This is a genomic window from Jiella flava (assembly GCF_017349315.1).
Lineage (GTDB): Bacteria > Pseudomonadota > Alphaproteobacteria > Rhizobiales > Rhizobiaceae > Jiella > Jiella flava.
Window position 1 is genome coordinate 1 of record NZ_JAFMPP010000022.1, and the last position, 17,136, is coordinate 17,136.

The 17,136-nt window shown below is 63.9% G+C and carries 13 protein-coding genes and 1 tRNA gene; 12 read left to right on the top strand and 2 right to left on the bottom strand.

The annotated features are described in order from the left end of the window. The 3 genes from J1C48_RS17825 to J1C48_RS17835 form a co-directional block, all read left to right on the top strand. The coding region (locus tag J1C48_RS17825; protein WP_207258440.1) for an IS3 family transposase at window positions 1-97 on the top strand (97 nt) is incomplete at its 5' end. A 541-nt stretch (window positions 98-638) separates the two neighbouring features. After that, the gene (locus J1C48_RS17830; RefSeq protein ID WP_207259358.1) at window positions 639-947 is read left to right on the top strand and encodes a hypothetical protein; all 309 of its coding nucleotides are present in this window, start codon (window positions 639-641) and stop codon (window positions 945-947) included. 196 nt (window positions 948-1,143) lie between these two features. Continuing rightward, the gene (locus J1C48_RS17835) at window positions 1,144-2,229 is read left to right on the top strand and encodes an IS5 family transposase (RefSeq protein WP_207259359.1); all 1,086 of its coding nucleotides are present in this window, start codon (window positions 1,144-1,146) and stop codon (window positions 2,227-2,229) included. Between the two features lie 276 nt (window positions 2,230-2,505). On the opposite strand, the gene J1C48_RS17840 is transcribed toward J1C48_RS17835, so the two are convergent. Further along, window positions 2,506-2,582: transfer RNA gene (locus J1C48_RS17840), tRNA-Arg, on the bottom strand. 530 nt (window positions 2,583-3,112) lie between these two features. Here J1C48_RS17840 and J1C48_RS17845 point away from each other — a divergent pair. The 9 genes from J1C48_RS17845 to J1C48_RS17885 all read left to right on the top strand — a co-directional run bounded on the left by J1C48_RS17845 (window position 3,113) and on the right by J1C48_RS17885 (window position 16,089). Then, window positions 3,113-4,228 (top strand): anhydro-N-acetylmuramic acid kinase, encoded by a 1,116-nt coding sequence (locus tag J1C48_RS17845; RefSeq protein WP_207259360.1) that lies wholly within the window; start codon window positions 3,113-3,115, stop codon window positions 4,226-4,228. A gap of 218 nt (window positions 4,229-4,446) precedes the next feature. Then, window positions 4,447-5,100, top strand: coding sequence for a protein-L-isoaspartate O-methyltransferase family protein (locus J1C48_RS17850; RefSeq protein ID WP_207259395.1), 654 nt, complete (start codon window positions 4,447-4,449; stop codon window positions 5,098-5,100). Between the two features lie 185 nt (window positions 5,101-5,285). Further along, on the top strand, window positions 5,286-6,713 hold the full coding sequence (locus tag J1C48_RS17855) for a TolC family outer membrane protein (RefSeq protein WP_207259361.1): 1,428 nt from the start codon (window positions 5,286-5,288) through the stop codon (window positions 6,711-6,713). A gap of 258 nt (window positions 6,714-6,971) precedes the next feature. Further along, the gene (locus J1C48_RS17860) at window positions 6,972-7,850 is read left to right on the top strand and encodes a PopZ family protein (RefSeq protein WP_207259362.1); all 879 of its coding nucleotides are present in this window, start codon (window positions 6,972-6,974) and stop codon (window positions 7,848-7,850) included. 134 nt (window positions 7,851-7,984) lie between these two features. Then, the gene (locus J1C48_RS17865; protein WP_207259363.1) at window positions 7,985-10,855 is read left to right on the top strand and encodes a valine--tRNA ligase; all 2,871 of its coding nucleotides are present in this window, start codon (window positions 7,985-7,987) and stop codon (window positions 10,853-10,855) included. 173 nt (window positions 10,856-11,028) lie between these two features. Beyond that, the gene (locus tag J1C48_RS17870; protein WP_207259396.1) at window positions 11,029-11,784 is read left to right on the top strand and encodes a cytochrome c biogenesis CcdA family protein; all 756 of its coding nucleotides are present in this window, start codon (window positions 11,029-11,031) and stop codon (window positions 11,782-11,784) included. Between the two features lie 85 nt (window positions 11,785-11,869). Beyond that, the gene (glmU, locus tag J1C48_RS17875; RefSeq protein ID WP_207259364.1) at window positions 11,870-13,264 is read left to right on the top strand and encodes a bifunctional UDP-N-acetylglucosamine diphosphorylase/glucosamine-1-phosphate N-acetyltransferase GlmU; all 1,395 of its coding nucleotides are present in this window, start codon (window positions 11,870-11,872) and stop codon (window positions 13,262-13,264) included. A gap of 174 nt (window positions 13,265-13,438) precedes the next feature. Further along, complete coding sequence (gene glmS / locus J1C48_RS17880) at window positions 13,439-15,265, top strand: glutamine--fructose-6-phosphate transaminase (isomerizing) (protein WP_207259365.1); 1,827 nt, start codon at window positions 13,439-13,441, stop codon at window positions 15,263-15,265. Between the two features lie 134 nt (window positions 15,266-15,399). Next, a complete protein-coding gene (locus J1C48_RS17885; protein WP_207259366.1) occupies window positions 15,400-16,089 on the top strand; it encodes a DUF502 domain-containing protein in 690 nt (229 codons plus the stop codon). Window positions 16,090-16,096: 7 nt separating this feature from the next. Here J1C48_RS17885 and J1C48_RS17890 read toward each other — a convergent pair whose 3' ends face one another. Beyond that, window positions 16,097-17,050, bottom strand: a complete 954-nt coding sequence (locus tag J1C48_RS17890; RefSeq protein WP_207259367.1) for a glutaminase — start codon at window positions 17,048-17,050, stop codon at window positions 16,097-16,099. Window positions 17,051-17,136 lie beyond the last annotated feature (86 nt).

Consider the following 17,136-nt stretch of genomic DNA (forward strand, 5'->3'; position numbering starts at 1 on the left):
CGATTACATCGAGCGCTTCTACAATCCCCAGCGACGGCACTCGACATTGGGCTATATGAGCCCCGTCGAGTTCGAGGAGAAAGCTATGTTAGCTTAACTGCGTGTCCGAAAAACCGGCAGCAGCTCAAACCGACCCTGATTGGCAACGCTACGATCTTAGTGGCAGGCCGATAACTCCCGAAGAGGCGCACCCGGGCCGACCAACAACACCGCCTGGGACAAAACCCGTCGCACCGGAGGCTCATCCGCCAACCGAGATGCCAATTCCGGGAGAGCCAGTTGCTCCTGATGTGCCGGAAATTCCAGAGTTCCCGATGCTAGAGCATGGTGCCGAAAAGTTGCATGACTTTTCGGGTCACATCATGCGGCAAAACAATGGCTTAGAGCGGAATGGCGATTCCAGTTTATCGCATTCCGCTCTAGAATTCTTCCCGTGGATTTTGTAGAATCCAACAAGGTAGATGAACGACCCACCTCCATTGGTCGATCACCGAGTATTTTTTCGAGAGAAAGACGGATCCCTGCGTCATGCCGAGTGATGCAAACAAAGATGCCGATGATGATTACGAAAACACGTATTCTACTTCATCAAGGCTCTTGAAATTCTCTCAGAAGATGCAGAGAGGCAATGTGAAATCATGGGATACTTCAACGTCGCATGGGAACTTCGAGAGGATGTAGGTGACGGAGCCAACGCCATCCTCAGATTGCCCGGAGCGAGGCTTTCGATTGAGCAGAGGGATGCAATTCGTCACCTAGCGGCAGGTCTAAAGGCCATTCCGAATGACGTTGTTGATGTGGACAACGTAAGGGAAGAGCATCTGCGCGCCATGAAGAGCTCTTCGTGGGCCTCTATGCGCCTCGAAGCTAGGGATCTCAGGAAGATGCTCGAATTGGAGACAAAAAGGGTAACGTCGATACTGTGGCCCGACGGCAAAGAAAGATAAAAGCAGTATCTCGCTGATCACTGCATATCCCTGTCTGCACATCGAAATTCCAGGAGCAAGGCGTCAGCGCTGAGTCTCGCACCTCCCGCCAAGCCGTTGAACTTCCTCGATCGCGTTGGAGACTGGACGCCTCCGGAAACTGGTGGATTGCTGTCCGATCTGATTCACTGACGCCGAATTCGTTTGGAGAGATCGAATGTCGGGCCAGATCGGATTTTGGGGCGTTCAGGATCGGCTCTCGCAACTCTCCGAGCAAGGCGATCCGTTGGAGAAGCTCGCGGCGACGGTCGATTTCGAGATGTTCCGCGCCGAGCTTTTCAAGGCTGTTCGGCCCGGCATTCGCAGCAAAGGCGGCAGACCGCCGTTCGATCCGGTTTTGAAGTTCAAGATGCTGGTACTGCAGGCGCTGAACGGGCTTTCGCTCGAACAGACCGAGTTCCTGGTGAAAGACCGGCTGAGCTGGATGCGGTTCTGCGGTCTCGGACCGGGCGACAACGTTCCCGACGCCAACACGCTGTGGGATTTCCGCGAGGCTCTGATCGCCGCCGACGCGCTTGAGGCTCTCTTCGCCCGCCTCGACCGGGCAATCACCGAAGCCAGCTATCTTCCGATGTCCGGGCAGATCATCGACGCAACGCTTGTTTCCGCACCGCGCCAGAGGAACACCGACGACGAGAAGGCAAAGATCAAGGCTGGCGAGAGCGCCCAGGAGATCTGGACAGACGAGCCGTTCAAGGCGCGCCAGAAGGATACTGACGCGCGCTGGACGGTGAAGTTCTCGAAGGCCAAACCGGCCGAAGACGACCAGAAGCAGCAGATCGACATCGCAATCCCGACCTTCGGCTATAAGAACCACATCTCGATCGACCGCCGGCATGGCGTCATCCGCACGCCTCTCGTCACCGACGCTGCCGCCCATGACGGAGCGCGCTTGCGCGAAGGCCTGATCGACCCGGACAACACCGCTTCCGATGTGTGGGCCGACAGCGCCTATCGCTCGGCTGAGAACGAACGCTTTCTGGAAAAGGCCGGCAAGACCAGCCGCATCCATCGGCGCAAGCCGAAAGGCAAACCCATACCGGCGAGAACGCGCAAGGCGAAAGCGGCGAAATCGGTGGTGCGATCATGCGTCGAGCACGTCTTCGCCCGGCAGAACGGGCCGATAGGCATGGCGATCCGAACGATCGGCATGGCAAGGGCAAAGGCGACGATCACCCTTGCAAACATGGCCGACAACATGAACCGATGGCGATGGCTCAACAGTCGAACTGCGTCCGCATGAGCCAAGAACGCCGGTAAAGCACCGCTTTCAAAAGCCAGACCGGCGTCGACGCCAACGACCTCGGCCAAAATCGACCCGAATTTGAGATTCAACCGAAAATCAGCGAGTTTCCGGAGGTGTCCTCGTTGTTCAAACGGTTCGACGCGCAGTACGGCGAGTAGCGGCAGATCGCTACGCCGCCATCAACAGGATAGCTGCGCAGTCGTGTGCCGCTGTCTCGGTGTGTGCAGGGACTGGGTCTCCGACTGCCGGCGGTTCGAATCGTGTCCGGCAAAATGGCGCGCCCGAAAGGATTCGAACCTCTGACCCCCAGATTCGTAGTCTGGTGCTCTATCCAGCTGAGCTACGGGCGCCCGTAAAGCGAGGGGCGAAGCGTGTCACCGTCCCCGTTGGCGCGCTAGGTAGCCGCTCATGGCGTCGAATGCAAGCACCCTTTCGTCATCGATCTGCAATCTTTCGCCGAATCGCGCCGGCAAGATCGGCAGGGCCGGTTTGCGGGAACCAGATCGGCGGGCCGGGGAGTGGCGGTGGCGCTGGCGTTGAGCCGGTGACGAGCAGGACGGGGCTTGTTATCGTGTGTTGATCCGCTGCGGCGCGGGCGATAATGGCGTCGAGATTGGCATCCGCCTGTGGTGCGACACGGTCGCGGTCTTGCGGCGGATTCCCGCTCGGGCCCGCAAAGGCCGCGCGATGAGGGGCAGGGCTCGGCCCGCGCGATGGCTTGTGCTGGCGGCGCGGAGCATCGGCTGCTCCGTGCGTTGGCCGGACAATCGGCGTCGCCTTTGCAGGCGTTGGGAGCGGGCGCAGGCAAGCGCTGGCCCTCGTCTCGCATGCCCGGTCCTGCCGGCGATGGGAGGCGGCGGGCGAAAGGTGGAGACAGGATATGGCGGCTGGCTGGGCGATCGGCCTGATGACGGGAACCGTGCTCGACGGACAGATCGACGTCGCGGCGATTCGCACCGATGGCGAGACCATCACCGAGTTCGGGCCCTATGAGCTGGTCGCCTATGACGCCGACGTCACGCCGCTGATCGAGCGGGCGGTCGCCGATGCGCGCGCCTGGCAGTTCGCCGGCGACGAGCCGGCAAGCTTCGCCGTTGCGGAAAAGCGGCTCACGGACGCGCAGAGCGAGGCCGTGCGCGGCTTTTGCGCCCGCCACGGTCTGCCGCTCGAAGCATTGTCGGCGGTCGGCTTTCATGGCCAGACCGTGTTGCATCGCCCCGCTGAGGCGGGCCTTGCCGGCCGCACTCGGCAGCTCGGCGACGGCGCCTTGATGGCGGCCCGGCTCGGCGTGACGGTGGTGCACGATTTCCGCTCGGCCGATGTCGCCGCCGGCGGGCAGGGCGCGCCGCTGGCGCCGGTCTATCACCGGGCGCTGCTGGACAGGCTTGGGGCAGGGCCCGAAACGGCGATCCTCAATCTCGGCGGCGTCGCCAATCTGACCGCCTTCGACGGCGCCCGGCTGATCGCCTTCGACACCGGTCCGGCCAACGCACCGATCAACGATTGGATCAAGGCCCATGGTGCCGGCGAAATGGATCGCGATGGCCATTTGGCGCTGGCCGGCCGCGTCGATGAAGCGCGGCTGTCGCGCCTGCTGACGCATCCTTACCTCACCCGCGCCTTCCCGAAATCCCTCGATCGTTTCAGCTTTGTGATGACGATGGCGGACGGGCTGTCGCTGGAAGACGGCGCCGCGACGCTGACGGCTTTTACCTGCGGGGCGGTCGGCAAGGCGCTCGACCTTCTGCCGCACCGGCCGGACCGGCTGGTCGTGTGCGGCGGCGGGCGGCACAATCCGGCGATCATGGCGGCGCTTGCGGCTCGGGCGGGGGTGACCGCGGTCAATGCCGACGATTGCGGCCTGCGCGGCGATGCGGTCGAGGCGGAGTGTTTCGCCTTTCTGGCGATGCGAACGCTGGCCGGCCTGCCGATCAGCTTTCCGCTGACCACCGGCGCGCCGCAGCCTCTGGCGGGCGGCGTTGTCAACCGGCCTTAAGTCGGGCGTTGGCGAGATAAGCCGCAGCTCACGGGCCGCGCTTGCGCCTTCAAGGTCTCGCGACTATGGAACGATGGCGCTCTGCAGCATTCACAGTCCGGCTGATCGGCCGGCTGTGATGGTGTGTCGATTCGGTATCACCCGGGTCCTGTCTGCCGCCCGCGCGGCGAGGCAAGGCTGCCCGGACCCACGAGATGGACGAGAACACAATGTCGACGATGGATTTCGAGGCCGCCCGCGTCAAGATGGTCGACAACCAGATCAGGACGACCGACGTGACCGATCACCAGATCTTGCGGGCCTTCCTGCAGGTGCCGCGCGAAGAATTCCTGCCGGCCTCGCGCAAGGCGCTCGCCTATGTCGACGACGACATCGCCCTTGGGGACGGTCGCTTCGTGGTCGAGCCATCGCCGCTGGCGAAGCTCTTGCAACTCGCCGGGATCGACAAGAACGACGTGGTGCTCGATGTCGGCTGCAACACCGGCTATTCCTCGGCGATCTTGTCGCATCTGGCGAATTCGGTCGTTGCGCTGGAAGAGGATCCGGCGCTGGCCGCGGCTGCGGCCGACAATCTCGCCCGCCTCGACTATCTGACCTGCGCCGTCGTCGAGAACGCGCTGGTCGAGGGTTGCAAGGCGGAGGCGCCGTTCGACGTCATCCTGTTCCAGGGGGCGATCGAGACGCTGCCGCAGACCTTCTACGACCAGATGAAGACGGGGGGGCGCATGGTCGCCGTGCGCGGCATCGGCAATGCGGCGGAAGCCACGCTTTACGTGAAGGACGAGGAGGGAATCGTCTCTGAGCGCTTTGCCTTCAATTGTGCGCTCAAGCCGCTGCCAAGCTTTCGGCGCAAGGTTGGGTTCGTCTTCTGATTCATCGTCAATCTGCGTTGCAGATTTGCCCCGGTTGCCGCGAAAACCATCCGGGGCCGACGGAAATTAAACCGTTACGTCTATTTAATAAGCTATGAGTTTCCGGGACACGGCTCGAATCCGGCCTGTTGCCTTTTGGGCAGCCCTGGACGAAGCCGGATTGCCATTGCAGCCCGGAGTACAGATTGGTGCTGAAGAAGCTCACACTCCTTGCCCTCCTGTCGGTCTCCGTCACGCTCGGAGCCGCTCTGCCGGTCGCCGCGGAAACCCTGTCGGGAGCGCTCGCCAAGGCCTATTCCAACAATCAGGATCTCAATGCGGCGCGGGCTCAATTGCGGGCGACGGACGAATCGGTCCCCCAGGCCAAGGCCAGGCTGCGGCCGACTGTCAGCGGCGTCGGCTCGCTGAACGCGGTCAAGAACGGCACCACTTTCGGCGACGGCCTGCCATCGTCTCGCTCGCATACCTATTCGTCAAGTGTCGGCATCAAGATCAATCAGACAATCTTTGACGGCTTTCAGACACCGAACAACATCCGTGCCGCCAAAGCGCAGGTGAAGGCCGCGCAGTTCAATCTGATCAACACCGAGCAGAACACCCTGCTCGACGCGGCGACGGCCTATATGAACGTCGTGCGCGATCGCAAGATCGCCAATCTGCGGCGCCAGAATCTCAAATTCTTGAACGAGCAGGTGCGGGCCTCGCGGGCACGCTTCGACGTCGGCGAGGGAACCCGCACCGACGTCGCCCAGGCGGAATCGCAGCAGGCGTTGGCAACGGCGCTGCTCAACAGCGCCCTCTCGCAGGTCGCCTCCAGCGAGGCCAGTTACTTCCAGGTTGTCGGCGACGCGCCGAGAAATCTTGCGCCGGCCAGCCTGCCGTCGCTGCAGCTGCCGCGTTCCGTTTCCTCGGCCTTTGCCGTGTCTCAGCGTCAGCATCCGGCAATCCTTGCGACGTTGGCGGCCGTCGACGCCGCCTCGTTTCAGGTGAAGTCCGCGGAAGGCGCGTTTCTGCCGCAGGTCAGCCTGACCGGTGAGGTCTCCGACACATATGCCATGGATCACACCGAGCCGCAGTCGAGTTCTCTCGCGGCGCTTGGTATCTCCACCACCACCCAGAACGAGGTGTCGGCGACGATCGGCGCGCAGGTGACGATCCCGATCTATCAGGGCGGCTTGGCGAGTTCGCAGGTCCGGCAATATAAGGAGACACTCGGCCAGCGGCGGATCGAGGTCGACGGAACCCGCGACCAGGTGCGCGCGGCCGTTGCCACCTCCTGGGCCCAGCTCGAAGCCGCCAAGGCCAACATCACCGGCTATCAGGCGCAGGTGCGCGCGGCGCGGCTCGCCCTCGACGGCGTCATCGAAGAGCGCAATGTCGGCCAGCGCACCACCCTTGATGTGCTCAACGCCCAGGCCGACCTGATCTCGGCGCAGATCCTGCTCGTCGGCTCCCAGCGCGACGAGGTGGTGGCCGGCTATTCGCTGCTCTCCTCCGTCGGCAAGCTGACCGCCAGTTCGCTGCATCTGGCGGCGCGTAAATACGACCCGAAGGAGCATTACATTCAGGTCGAGGACAAGTGGTTCGGCTTGCGCACGCCGGACGGCCGCTGAGCCGCGGTCGGCGCGATCCTGGCCGTTTGGGCGACGTCAAGCGAGCCTCCGTCGGTGCTGTCGGCCCGTCGGGGGCTTTTTTTGACGTCAATGGTTCTGTGTGATTCGGCTGATGCTTCGCGAATTTGCGTCAGGAATCTGGTGAAAAAAGCGTTTCGCGGCTGGCCGGGATTCACCTATGCGCTCATTCGGCATAGGCTTCGGGCATGATTCGGGGGGTACGAGTTACTCGTCGCTATACCATGCTGGAGCCCATCCATGAGCAACGCGCTGCCGGCCCGAGATCAGTCGATGGACGAAATCCTGGCCTCGATCCGACGGATCATCGAAACCGGAGACGAGCGTCTGGCCCGCAACACGGTGGCCGTTCGCGCCGTCGCCTCGCCGGTGGCCGAACAGCCGGCCGCGGCAGAGCCGGCGCCGATGAGCCGCCCGATGGCGGTGATCGAGGCGATGCCGGCGATGGCCCCTCAGGCCGACGAGATCGCTGAGGCCCGGGCCGACCATCTGTCGAGCGCGCCGGCGGTCGAGGCGGCGAGCCCGGTCGAGCTGGCGCGGCCTGATTCCAGCCCCGTCGGCGAGGCCTCCAGGATTTCCGCCAATGCGCCGCGCAGCATCCGCCGCGCCGCGCCTGCAGCCGCCGAGGCGATGGCGGAATGGCCGCAGGCCGTCGCTGCCAATGACCGCTACGGCGAAATCGCTGCCGAAATGTTCGTCGACGAATTCGATGAGGCCGGTTTTGCCGAAGAGTTGATGCGTGGCGCCGTCGGCGAAGAAGAGCCGGAGATCGCGGCCACCGACGACAACGACATGGCCGATCCGGAAGACGCGCCGTACCGGATGAATGTCGGCGCGAGCTTTGATGTCGCCGAGCGTTCGCCGGCCGCTTATTCCGAGGATGCGAGTTTTGATGTCGCTCGGGCGCTGATTTCCCAGGAAGCCGGCGAGCGTGTGGCTGCGTCCTTCTCGGATCTCGCCTCGGCCATTCGGGACGAGCATCTGCGCGACGTCGACGTCGTCGTGCGCGAAATGCTGCGTCCGATGTTGCAGGAGTGGCTGGACGAAAATCTGCCCCGTGTCGTGGAACTCTTGGTGCGTGAGGAAATCGAGCGCATCGCCCGGGGCAGCACGCGCTGAGCACGGTCGCTGTGGCGAGGAAAATGGGTCAAGCGGGGCGGGCGCTGCAGGGCGGGCGCCCCGCTTCGCGTTGACAGGCATGAGAGCAAGTGGCTAACCGGAAGGCAGTGCGAATAACGCTTTCTGGACATTCCATGATCGAGAAGACCTACGACGCGGCCGCCATAGAGCCGCGGATCGCTGCCCGATGGGAAAAGGCCGACGCCTTCAAGGCCGGGGCCGGCGCCAAGGACGGGGCCGACTCCTACTCGATCGTCATCCCACCGCCCAACGTCACCGGCTCGCTCCATATGGGGCATGCGCTCAACAACACGCTGCAGGACATCCTGATCCGCACCCAAAGGATGCGCGGCAAGAACGTGCTATGGCAGCCGGGGCTCGATCACGCCGGCATCGCCACCCAGATGGTCGTCGAGCGTCAGATGGCGGCGAGCCGCGAAAACCTCACCCGGCGCGAGCTCGGCCGTGAGGCTTTCATCGAGCGGGTGTGGACCTGGAAGGGCGAATCCGGCGGTACGATCCTCGGCCAGCTTCGCCGCCTCGGCGCCTCCTGCGACTGGTCGCGCGAGCGCTTCACCATGGACGAGGGCCTGTCGAAGGCGGTTCTCCACGTCTTCGTCGAGCTCTACCGCAAGGGCCTGATTTACAAGGACAAGCGGCTCGTCAACTGGGATCCGAAATTTGAGACCGCGATCTCCGACCTCGAGGTCGAAAATCGCGAGGTCGACGGCCATATGTGGCATTTCAAATATCCGCTGGCCGGCGGCGAGACCTACGAATACGTTGAGAAGGACGCAGACGGAAACGTTACGCTGCGCGAGACCCGCAACTATATCTCGATCGCCACGACGCGCCCGGAGACGATGCTCGGCGACGGCGCGGTCGCCGTTCACCCGGATGACGAGCGCTACAAGCCGATTGTCGGCAAGCTGTGCGAGATCCCGGTCGGACCGAAAGAGCATCGCCGGCTGATCCCGATCATCACCGACGACTATCCCGACCCGAGTTTCGGCTCCGGCGCGGTAAAGATCACCGGCGCGCATGATTTCAACGACTATCAGGTGGCGCGGCGCAACAGCATTCCCTGCTATCGCCTGATGGACGAGCGGGCGGCGATGCGGACCGACGGCGAGCCGTATTCGGTTGCTGCCGGCCGGGCCAACGCGATTGTTGAGGCGGGTGAGACGCCGAGCGCTGTGACGGTCGACGAAATCAATCTCGTGCCCGACGGCTATCGTGGCCTCGACCGCTTCGCCGCGCGCGAAAAGGTCATCGCCGAGATCGACGCCGAAGGCCTGATGATCACGGTCGAGGACAAAAAGATCATGCAGCCCTTCGGCGATCGCTCCGGCGTCGTCGTCGAGCCGATGCTGACCGACCAATGGTTTGCCGACGCCAAGACGCTGGCCGAGCCGGCGATCGCGGCCGTGCGCGAGGGCCGCACGAAGTTCGTCCCCGAGAACTGGTCGAAGACCTATTACCAGTGGATGGAAAACATCGAGCCCTGGTGCATCTCGCGCCAGCTCTGGTGGGGCCATCGCATCCCGGCCTGGTACGGCCCGGACGGGACGATCTTCGTCGAAAAGAGCGAAGAGGCAGCAGTTGCCGCGGCGCTCGCCCACTACGTCACCAACGAGACGATCACCGACGAAGACGCCCGCGCCATGGCTGTCGACCCGCAAAAGCGCGAGGGCTTCTTGAAGCGCGACGAGGACGTGCTCGACACTTGGTTCTCCTCGGCGCTGTGGCCGTTCTCGACGCTCGGCTGGCCGGACGAGACCAAGGAACTGAAGGCCTATTACCCGACCTCGGCGCTGGTCACCGGCTTCGACATCATCTTCTTCTGGGTCGCCCGGATGATGATGATGGGCCTGGAATTCATGCGTGAGGAGCCGTTCGAGACGGTTTACGTCCACGCGCTGGTCCGCGACAAGAACGGCGCCAAGATGTCGAAGTCGAAGGGCAACGTCATCGATCCGCTCGATCTGATCGAGGAGTTCGGCGCCGATGCGCTGCGGTTCACCCTGGCGATCATGGCCGCCCAGGGCCGCGACGTGAAGCTCGATCCGCAGCGCATCGCCGGCTATCGCAACTTCGGTACCAAGCTGTGGAACGCCACTCGTTTTGCCGAGATGAACGGAGCGAAGCATGGCGCGCCGCTGTCGCCCGAAAGCCTGACGCAGCCGCTCAATCGCTGGATCCTCACCGAGCTATCGCGCACCATCGCCGAGACCGACGAGGCGCTGGCCGGCTATCGCTTCAACGATGCCGCGAGCACGCTCTACCGCTTCGTTTGGAACCTCTTCTGCGACTGGTATCTGGAGCTGTCGAAGCCGACGCTGTCCGGGGACGACGCGGTGGCCGCGGAGGAAGTCCGCCATGTCGCCGGCTTTGTCCTCGACACCGTGTTCACGCTGCTGCATCCGTTCATGCCCTTCATCACCGAAGAGCTGTGGCAGGTGACGGTGGGCGAGGCGACGCGCGACACGCTGCTCTGCCACGCCGCCTGGCCGCAGATCGATTTTTCCGACGCCGAATCTGCGAGCGATATCAACTGGCTGATCGAACTCGTCTCTGAGATCCGGTCGGTGCGGGCTGAGATGAATGTGCCGCCGGGCGCCGAGGCGGCGCTGGTTGCCGTCGCGCCCGATGCCGAAACCGCGGATCGGCTGAAGCGCCACGATCTGCAGCTGCGCCGGTTGGCGCGTCTCGGCGCGGTGAGTGTCGCGGAGGCCGCGCCGGCCCAAGCCGCGCAGATCGTCGTCGCCGGGGCCACTTTCGCGCTGCCGCTGGCCGGCATGATTGACGTCGATGCCGAGCGCACGCGCCTCGCTAAGGCCAAGAAGAAGGCCGAGGACGAGATTGCCCGGATCGACAAGAAGCTCTCCAACGAGCGCTTCGTCGCCAATGCGCCGGACGAGATCGTCGAGCAGGAGCGCGAGAAACGCGAGGGCTACCGGCTGGAGGTCGAAAAGCTGACGACGGCGCTCGCCAGCCTCGGCTGAGCAGGGTCAGGCGCGCTCGGCTGTCGGGGCTTTTGCCCCAAAGGTCCGGCGTGCCGTAACCGTGGCGGCCTCAAGCGCGAATGGGTTGGGGACGCCCGTTTGAAACGGTTTTCCGGATGTCTGCGGGACAAAAGTTCGAAGGACGCTGGGGCCTTGCGGGCGCGGCAACGACAATGAGGGGCGTGACGGTGGTCGCAGATCTATCCTATCCAACCGCGGTTCTGGGCGGCGCGCTGTCGTTTCTCTCGCCCTGCGTCTTGCCGCTGGTGCCGCCTTATCTTTGTTATATGGCGGGGGTCTCGGCCGACGATCTGAAGACCGGTCAGGCGGTCAATTCGGCGGGCTTTGCACGGCTCTTCGGCTCGGCGGTGATCTTCGTCCTCGGTTTTTCCACCGTCTTTGTGGCGCTTGGCGCGGGGGCAAGCTCGATCGGCCAGGTGCTTCGGCAAAACCTCGACTGGCTCGGCATCGTCGCCGGCATCGCGATTATCGTCATGGGGCTGAACTTTCTCGGGGTGTTCCGTCTCGCCCTTCTGTCGCAGGAAGCCCGCTTTCAGGCGCCGGATCGGCCGAAGAGCCTGATCGGCGCCTATCTGATGGGGCTCGCTTTCGCCTTCGGATGGACACCCTGTATCGGACCGGTGCTCGGGGCAATCCTGGGATTGGCCGGCGCCAAGGGCACGGTGGAAGAAGGCGCGGTGATGCTCGCCTTCTATTCCGCCGGCCTCGGCATCCCGTTCATCCTCGCGGCGGTGTTTTCCGGCACCTTCTTCCGCTGGATGATCGGCTTTCGCCGGCATCTCGGTACCGTCGAGAAGGCGATGGGCGGGCTTCTCATCGTCACCGGCATTCTCTTCTTGACCGGCGGCATGCAGCAGATTTCCTTCTGGCTGCTCGAAACCTTTCCGGTGCTGCAAACGATCGGCTGAACGAAGTAGCGGCACCGCCTCGCATTTTTACGAGAAACCGTGCTAAGCGGCGCGTCAAGTTTGAAGACGTGTTCAGAGGCTTTTCATGGCAAGAACGTGCCTGTCGATCATTCTCGCCGCCGGCGAGGGCACGCGAATGAAATCCGCCCGCTCCAAGGTGCTGCACGAGGTGGCCGGGCTGGCGATGGTGCGCCACGTGGTGGTGGCGGCGGGCGCAGCCGGGTCCGACAAGATCGCCGTCGTCTCCGGGCGCGACAGTGAAACCGTCGTCGAGTCGGTGCGTGAAGATCGTAGGGACGCCGAGCATTTCGTTCAGGCCGAGCGTCTCGGGACCGCCCATGCGGTGCTCGCCGCGCGCGACGCAATCGAGGCCGGTGTCGACGATATCCTCGTCCTCTTCGCCGATACGCCGCTGATCCGGCCCGAAACGCTGTCGCGCGCCCGCGCCTCGCTGATCGCCGGCTCGGACATCTGTGTCATCGGCTTTCGCCCTGAAAATCCGACCGGCTACGGCCGCCTGCTCGAAAGCGGCGGCGAGCTGTTGGCGATCCGCGAGGAGAAGGACGCCAGCGACGCGGAAAGGGCGATCGATTTTTGCAATGCCGGCGCCATGGCCCTGTCAGGGGCGACGGCGCTTGGCATTTTGGACGCAATCGGCAACGCCAATGCCAAGGGCGAATACTATTTGACCGACGCGGTCGAGATCGCCCGTAAACAGGGCCTCAAGGTCCGGGCGATCGAGGCCGAGGCGTTCGAGGTCGCGGGCGTCAACAACCGGGCGGAACTGGCGGCGGTTGAGAAGACCTTTCAGACGCTGCGCCGCCGCCGTGCAATGATTGAGGAAGGCGTGACGCTGATCGATCCAACCTCGGTCACCTTTGCCCATGATACGGTGCTCGGCCGCGATGTGACGATCGAGCCGCATGTCGTCTTCGGCGCTGGCGTCACGGTCGGCGAGGGCGCGGTGATCCACGCCTTTTCCCATATTGTCGGAGCGACGATCGCGGCGGGCGTCTCGGTCGGCCCGTTCGCGCGGCTGCGCGAGGGCACCGAGCTTGCGGCCGGCGCCAAGGTCGGCAATTTCTGCGAGACCAAGAATGCCAAGCTCGGCACCGGCGCCAAGGTCAATCATCTCAGTTATATCGGCGACGCAGAGATCGGCGCGAACACCAATATCGGCGCCGGCACCATCACCTGCAATTACGACAGCGCGCTCAAACACCGCACGGTCATCGGCGCGGGCGCCTTTATCGGTTCGGACACCTCGCTGATCGCGCCGGTCAGTATCGGCGATGGGGCCTATGTCGGGACCGGCAGCGTGATCACCGACGACGTGCCGGCCGGCGCCCTGGCGATCGCTCGCGAGCGACAGGTGACGAAGCCCGACCGTGGCCGCCAGATCATCGAGCGGAACCAGGCGGCCAAAGAGGCCAAGGCGGCGACGCCGAAGAGCCCACCGCGCCGCCGGCGAAAATCATAACGATGCGTCACCAATCGTTATTCTACGATCGGCGGCCGGCGCGTTAGATCAGCCGTTAAGGACGTGCGACGCGGTGTCGGCCAGGGTTCGATGAGACATCGGACCCCCGTTTGGCCGGCCGGTGATGTCATTTTGGGGGACCGGACGCGCCGGTCGAGCGAGCGGGATGAGCCTATGTGCGGTATCGTTGGAATCATCAGCCGAAAGCCGGTTGCCGATCGTCTGATCGACGCCTTGAAGAGATTGGAATATCGCGGCTATGATTCGGCGGGTGTCGCGACACTGGAAGGCGGTCACCTGACCCGCCGGCGGGCCGAAGGCAAGCTGTCCAATCTCGCCGCGCTGGTCGAGGACAAGCCACTCGCGGGTACGATCGGCATCGGCCACACCCGCTGGGCGACCCATGGCGTGCCGAGCGTCGCCAATGCTCATCCGCACGCGACCGGCGCTCTGGCGCTCGTCCATAATGGGATCATCGAGAACTACCGGGAGCTGCGGGCCGAGCTCGAAGCCGACGGCGCGGTGTTCGAAAGCCAGACCGACACCGAAACCGTGGCGCATCTGGTCACCCGCGAACTCGCCAAGGGCGCCGAGCCCCGCGAAGCGGTGCAGGAGGCCCTCACGCGTCTGGAGGGGGCGTTCTCGCTGGCCTTCCTGTTCGAGGGCGAGAGCGAATTGTTGATCGGTGCACGGCGGGGCAGTCCGCTCGCGGTCGGCGAGGGTGAGGGCGAGATGTTCCTCGGCTCCGACGGCATCGCCCTGTCCCCCTTCACCGACACGATCCGCTACCTAGAGGAGGGCGACCTCGCCGTTCTCGAACATGGCCGGATCACCATCTTCAATGAGCATGGCGCCGAGGTGACGCGGCCGGTGAAGCGCTCTGCCGGCAAGGCCTTCTACGTCGACAAGGGCAACTACCGCCACTTCATGCAGAAGGAGATCTACGAGCAGCCGGAGGTTCTCTCCCACACGCTTTCCTCCTTCATCGACATGACCAGCGGCGCGACCCGGCTGCCGAAGGGCCAGGCGATCGACTTTTCGACCGTCAGACGGATTGCCTTGGCGGCTTGCGGCACCGGCTTTTACGCGGCGCTTGTCGGGCGCTACTATTTCGAGCGCTACGCGCGGATCCCGTGCGATCTCGACGTCGCCTCGGAATTTCGCTACCGCGAAAGCCCGCTGTCGGACGTCGATCTGGCGCTCTTCGTTTCCCAGTCGGGCGAAACCGCGGATACGCTGGCCTCGCTGCGCTATGCCAAGGGCGAGGGACTGAAGACGGCGGCGATCGTCAATGTCGAGGAATCGACCATCGCCCGTGAGGCCGACCTGGTCTTCCCGACATTGGCCGGGCCGGAAATCGGCGTCGCTTCGACCAAGGCGTTTACCTGTCAACTGATGGCGTTGGCCGCCCTGGCAATCCGTGCCGGCGTCGATCGCGGGGTAATCGACACGGAGCGCGAGGCCGAATTCACCCGCATCCTCTCCGAGGCGCCGCGGCTCGCCAATGAGGCGATCCGGCTCGAAGCGACGATCGAGGCGCTCGCCCGCAAGATGGCGACTAAGCATCATGCGCTCTTCCTCGGGCGCGGCTTCTCCTATCCGCTGGCCATGGAAGGCGCGCTGAAGCTTAAGGAAATCAGCTACATCCATGCCGAAGGCTATGCCGCGGGCGAACTGAAGCACGGACCGATCGCGCTGATCGACGAGACCATGCCGGTGGTCGTCGTCGCGCCCCACGACCGCAGCTTCGAAAAGACCGCCTCCAACGTTCAGGAGGTCGCGGCACGCGGCGGCGAGATCATTCTCTTCACCGACGGCAAGGGGGCTCAGAGCGGCATCGTCGATCTCGCCGAGGTCGTCATTCTGCCGGACATGCCGGAGATCCTGACCCCGATCGTCTATGCCATTCCGATGCAGCTGCTCGCCTATCATACGGCGATCCAGATGGGTACGGACGTCGACCAGCCGCGCAATCTCGCAAAGTCGGTGACCGTCGAGTGATCGTCATCGACGCCGGTTTATGCTGCAGCTGCGAATGATGTCTTGCGTTCGGCTCACGCCGGAACGATGGTCGTTCCGGAGAATTGATCTGTGAATGCGCGACGTGGCGGCCGGCCGAGAGGTGACCTTCGATCATGATGCGGCTCAGAAACTACTTCCTGACGGGCTTCATCGTCTGTGCCCCGCTGGCGATTACGGCCTGGATCACCTGGTCGTTCATGGGCTGGGTGGATAGCTGGGTTCAGCCCTATATCCCGCCGCGCTACTGGCCGGATTCCTATCTGCCGTTCGCCATTCCCGGCTTCGGCCTGATCGTCGCTTTGATCCTGATCACCCTGATCGGTTTCCTGACGGCCAACATCATCGGCCGCACGGTGATCGGGTGGGGCGAGCGCATCCTGTCGCGCACGCCGCTGGTGCGCACCGTCTATATGGCGCTGAAGCAGATCTTCGAGACGGTGCTCGCCGACCGCTCGACCTCATTCAAGACCGCTGCTTTGATGGAATATCCGCGCAAAGGCGTGTGGTGCGTGGTGCTGGTCGCGACCGATGCGCGCGGCGAGGTGGCGCGGGTGCTCGCCGATCAGGACGGTGAGATGACGGCGGTGTTTTTGCCGCCGACGCCGAACCCGACCTCCGGCTTTCTCTTGTACGTGCCGAAGAAGGATCTGCGCATTCTCGACATGAGCATCGAGAATGCGCTGAAGCTCGTCGTTTCCTCCGGCCTCGTCGCGCCGGACGATGCGAATGCCAAGATCTCGATCGAGGCGGCGGCAGAGTCGGTCAAAGTGCGCCAGAGCCGGGACACCGAAGCCGCCGCCTGAGCCGCTCTCAACGGCTCGCGGAAAGCGGCGAGCCGAAGATCGACCATCCCATGCGGGCGGTGAGTTTTTCCAGGGCGATGCGCCCCAGATGGGAATTGCCCGAAGCGTCGAGCCCCGGCGACCAGACGGCGACCGAGGCCTTGCCCGGAACAATGGCGAGAATGCCGCCGCCGACGCCGCTTTTGCCCGGCAGGCCGACGCGATAGGCGAATTCCCCCGAACCGTCGTAGTGGCCGCAGGTCAGCATGAGGGCGTTGATCCGCCTTGCGCGCTCGGGCGTCACCACCGAATGGCCGGTTGCCGGGTTCTGGCCGAGATGGGCGAGGAAGCTGCCGGCTTTTGCCAGCTGCCGGCAGGTCATGGCGATGGCGCAGTGGTGGAAATAGACGCCGAGCACGTATTCCACCGGATTGTCGATGACGCCGAAACCCTTCATGAAATTCGCCAGCGCCCGGTTGTTGAAGCCGGTGCGCTCTTCCGAGGCGGCGACGGCCTTGTCGATATAGACGCTGTCTTCGCCCGATAAAAACTGCATGAAGCGCAAGATCTCGCCCAGCGCCTCGCGCGGCTGATGGCCGGATAGGATCAGATCGGTGACGGCGATCGCCCCGGCATTGATGAAGGGATTGCGCGGAATCCCCTTCTCGTATTCGAGCTGGACGATCGAGTTGAACCGGCTGCCCGACGGCTCGCGCCCGACCCGGTTCCACACCCGGTCACCGGCAAGCCCGAGCGCTAAAGTGAGGGTAAAGACCTTCGAGACGCTCTGGATCGAAAAGAAGCTGTCGCAGTCGCCGCCCTCGGTCAGCGTGCCGTCCTTTTCGATCACCGCGATGGCAAATTGCTGCAGATCGACCCGCCCAAGTTCCGGAATGTAAGTCGCGACATCGCCGCGATCGTCCCGCGCCTTCATCTCCGCCGCGATCTCGGCGACGACATCCTGCAAATTGGCGGCGGGCATGGCCTTGTCCCTCTTTATCGCGCGACCTCATATCGAGGGAACAAGAGGGCGGCAATGGATCCGTCATGACCGCTCGCCACCGGATC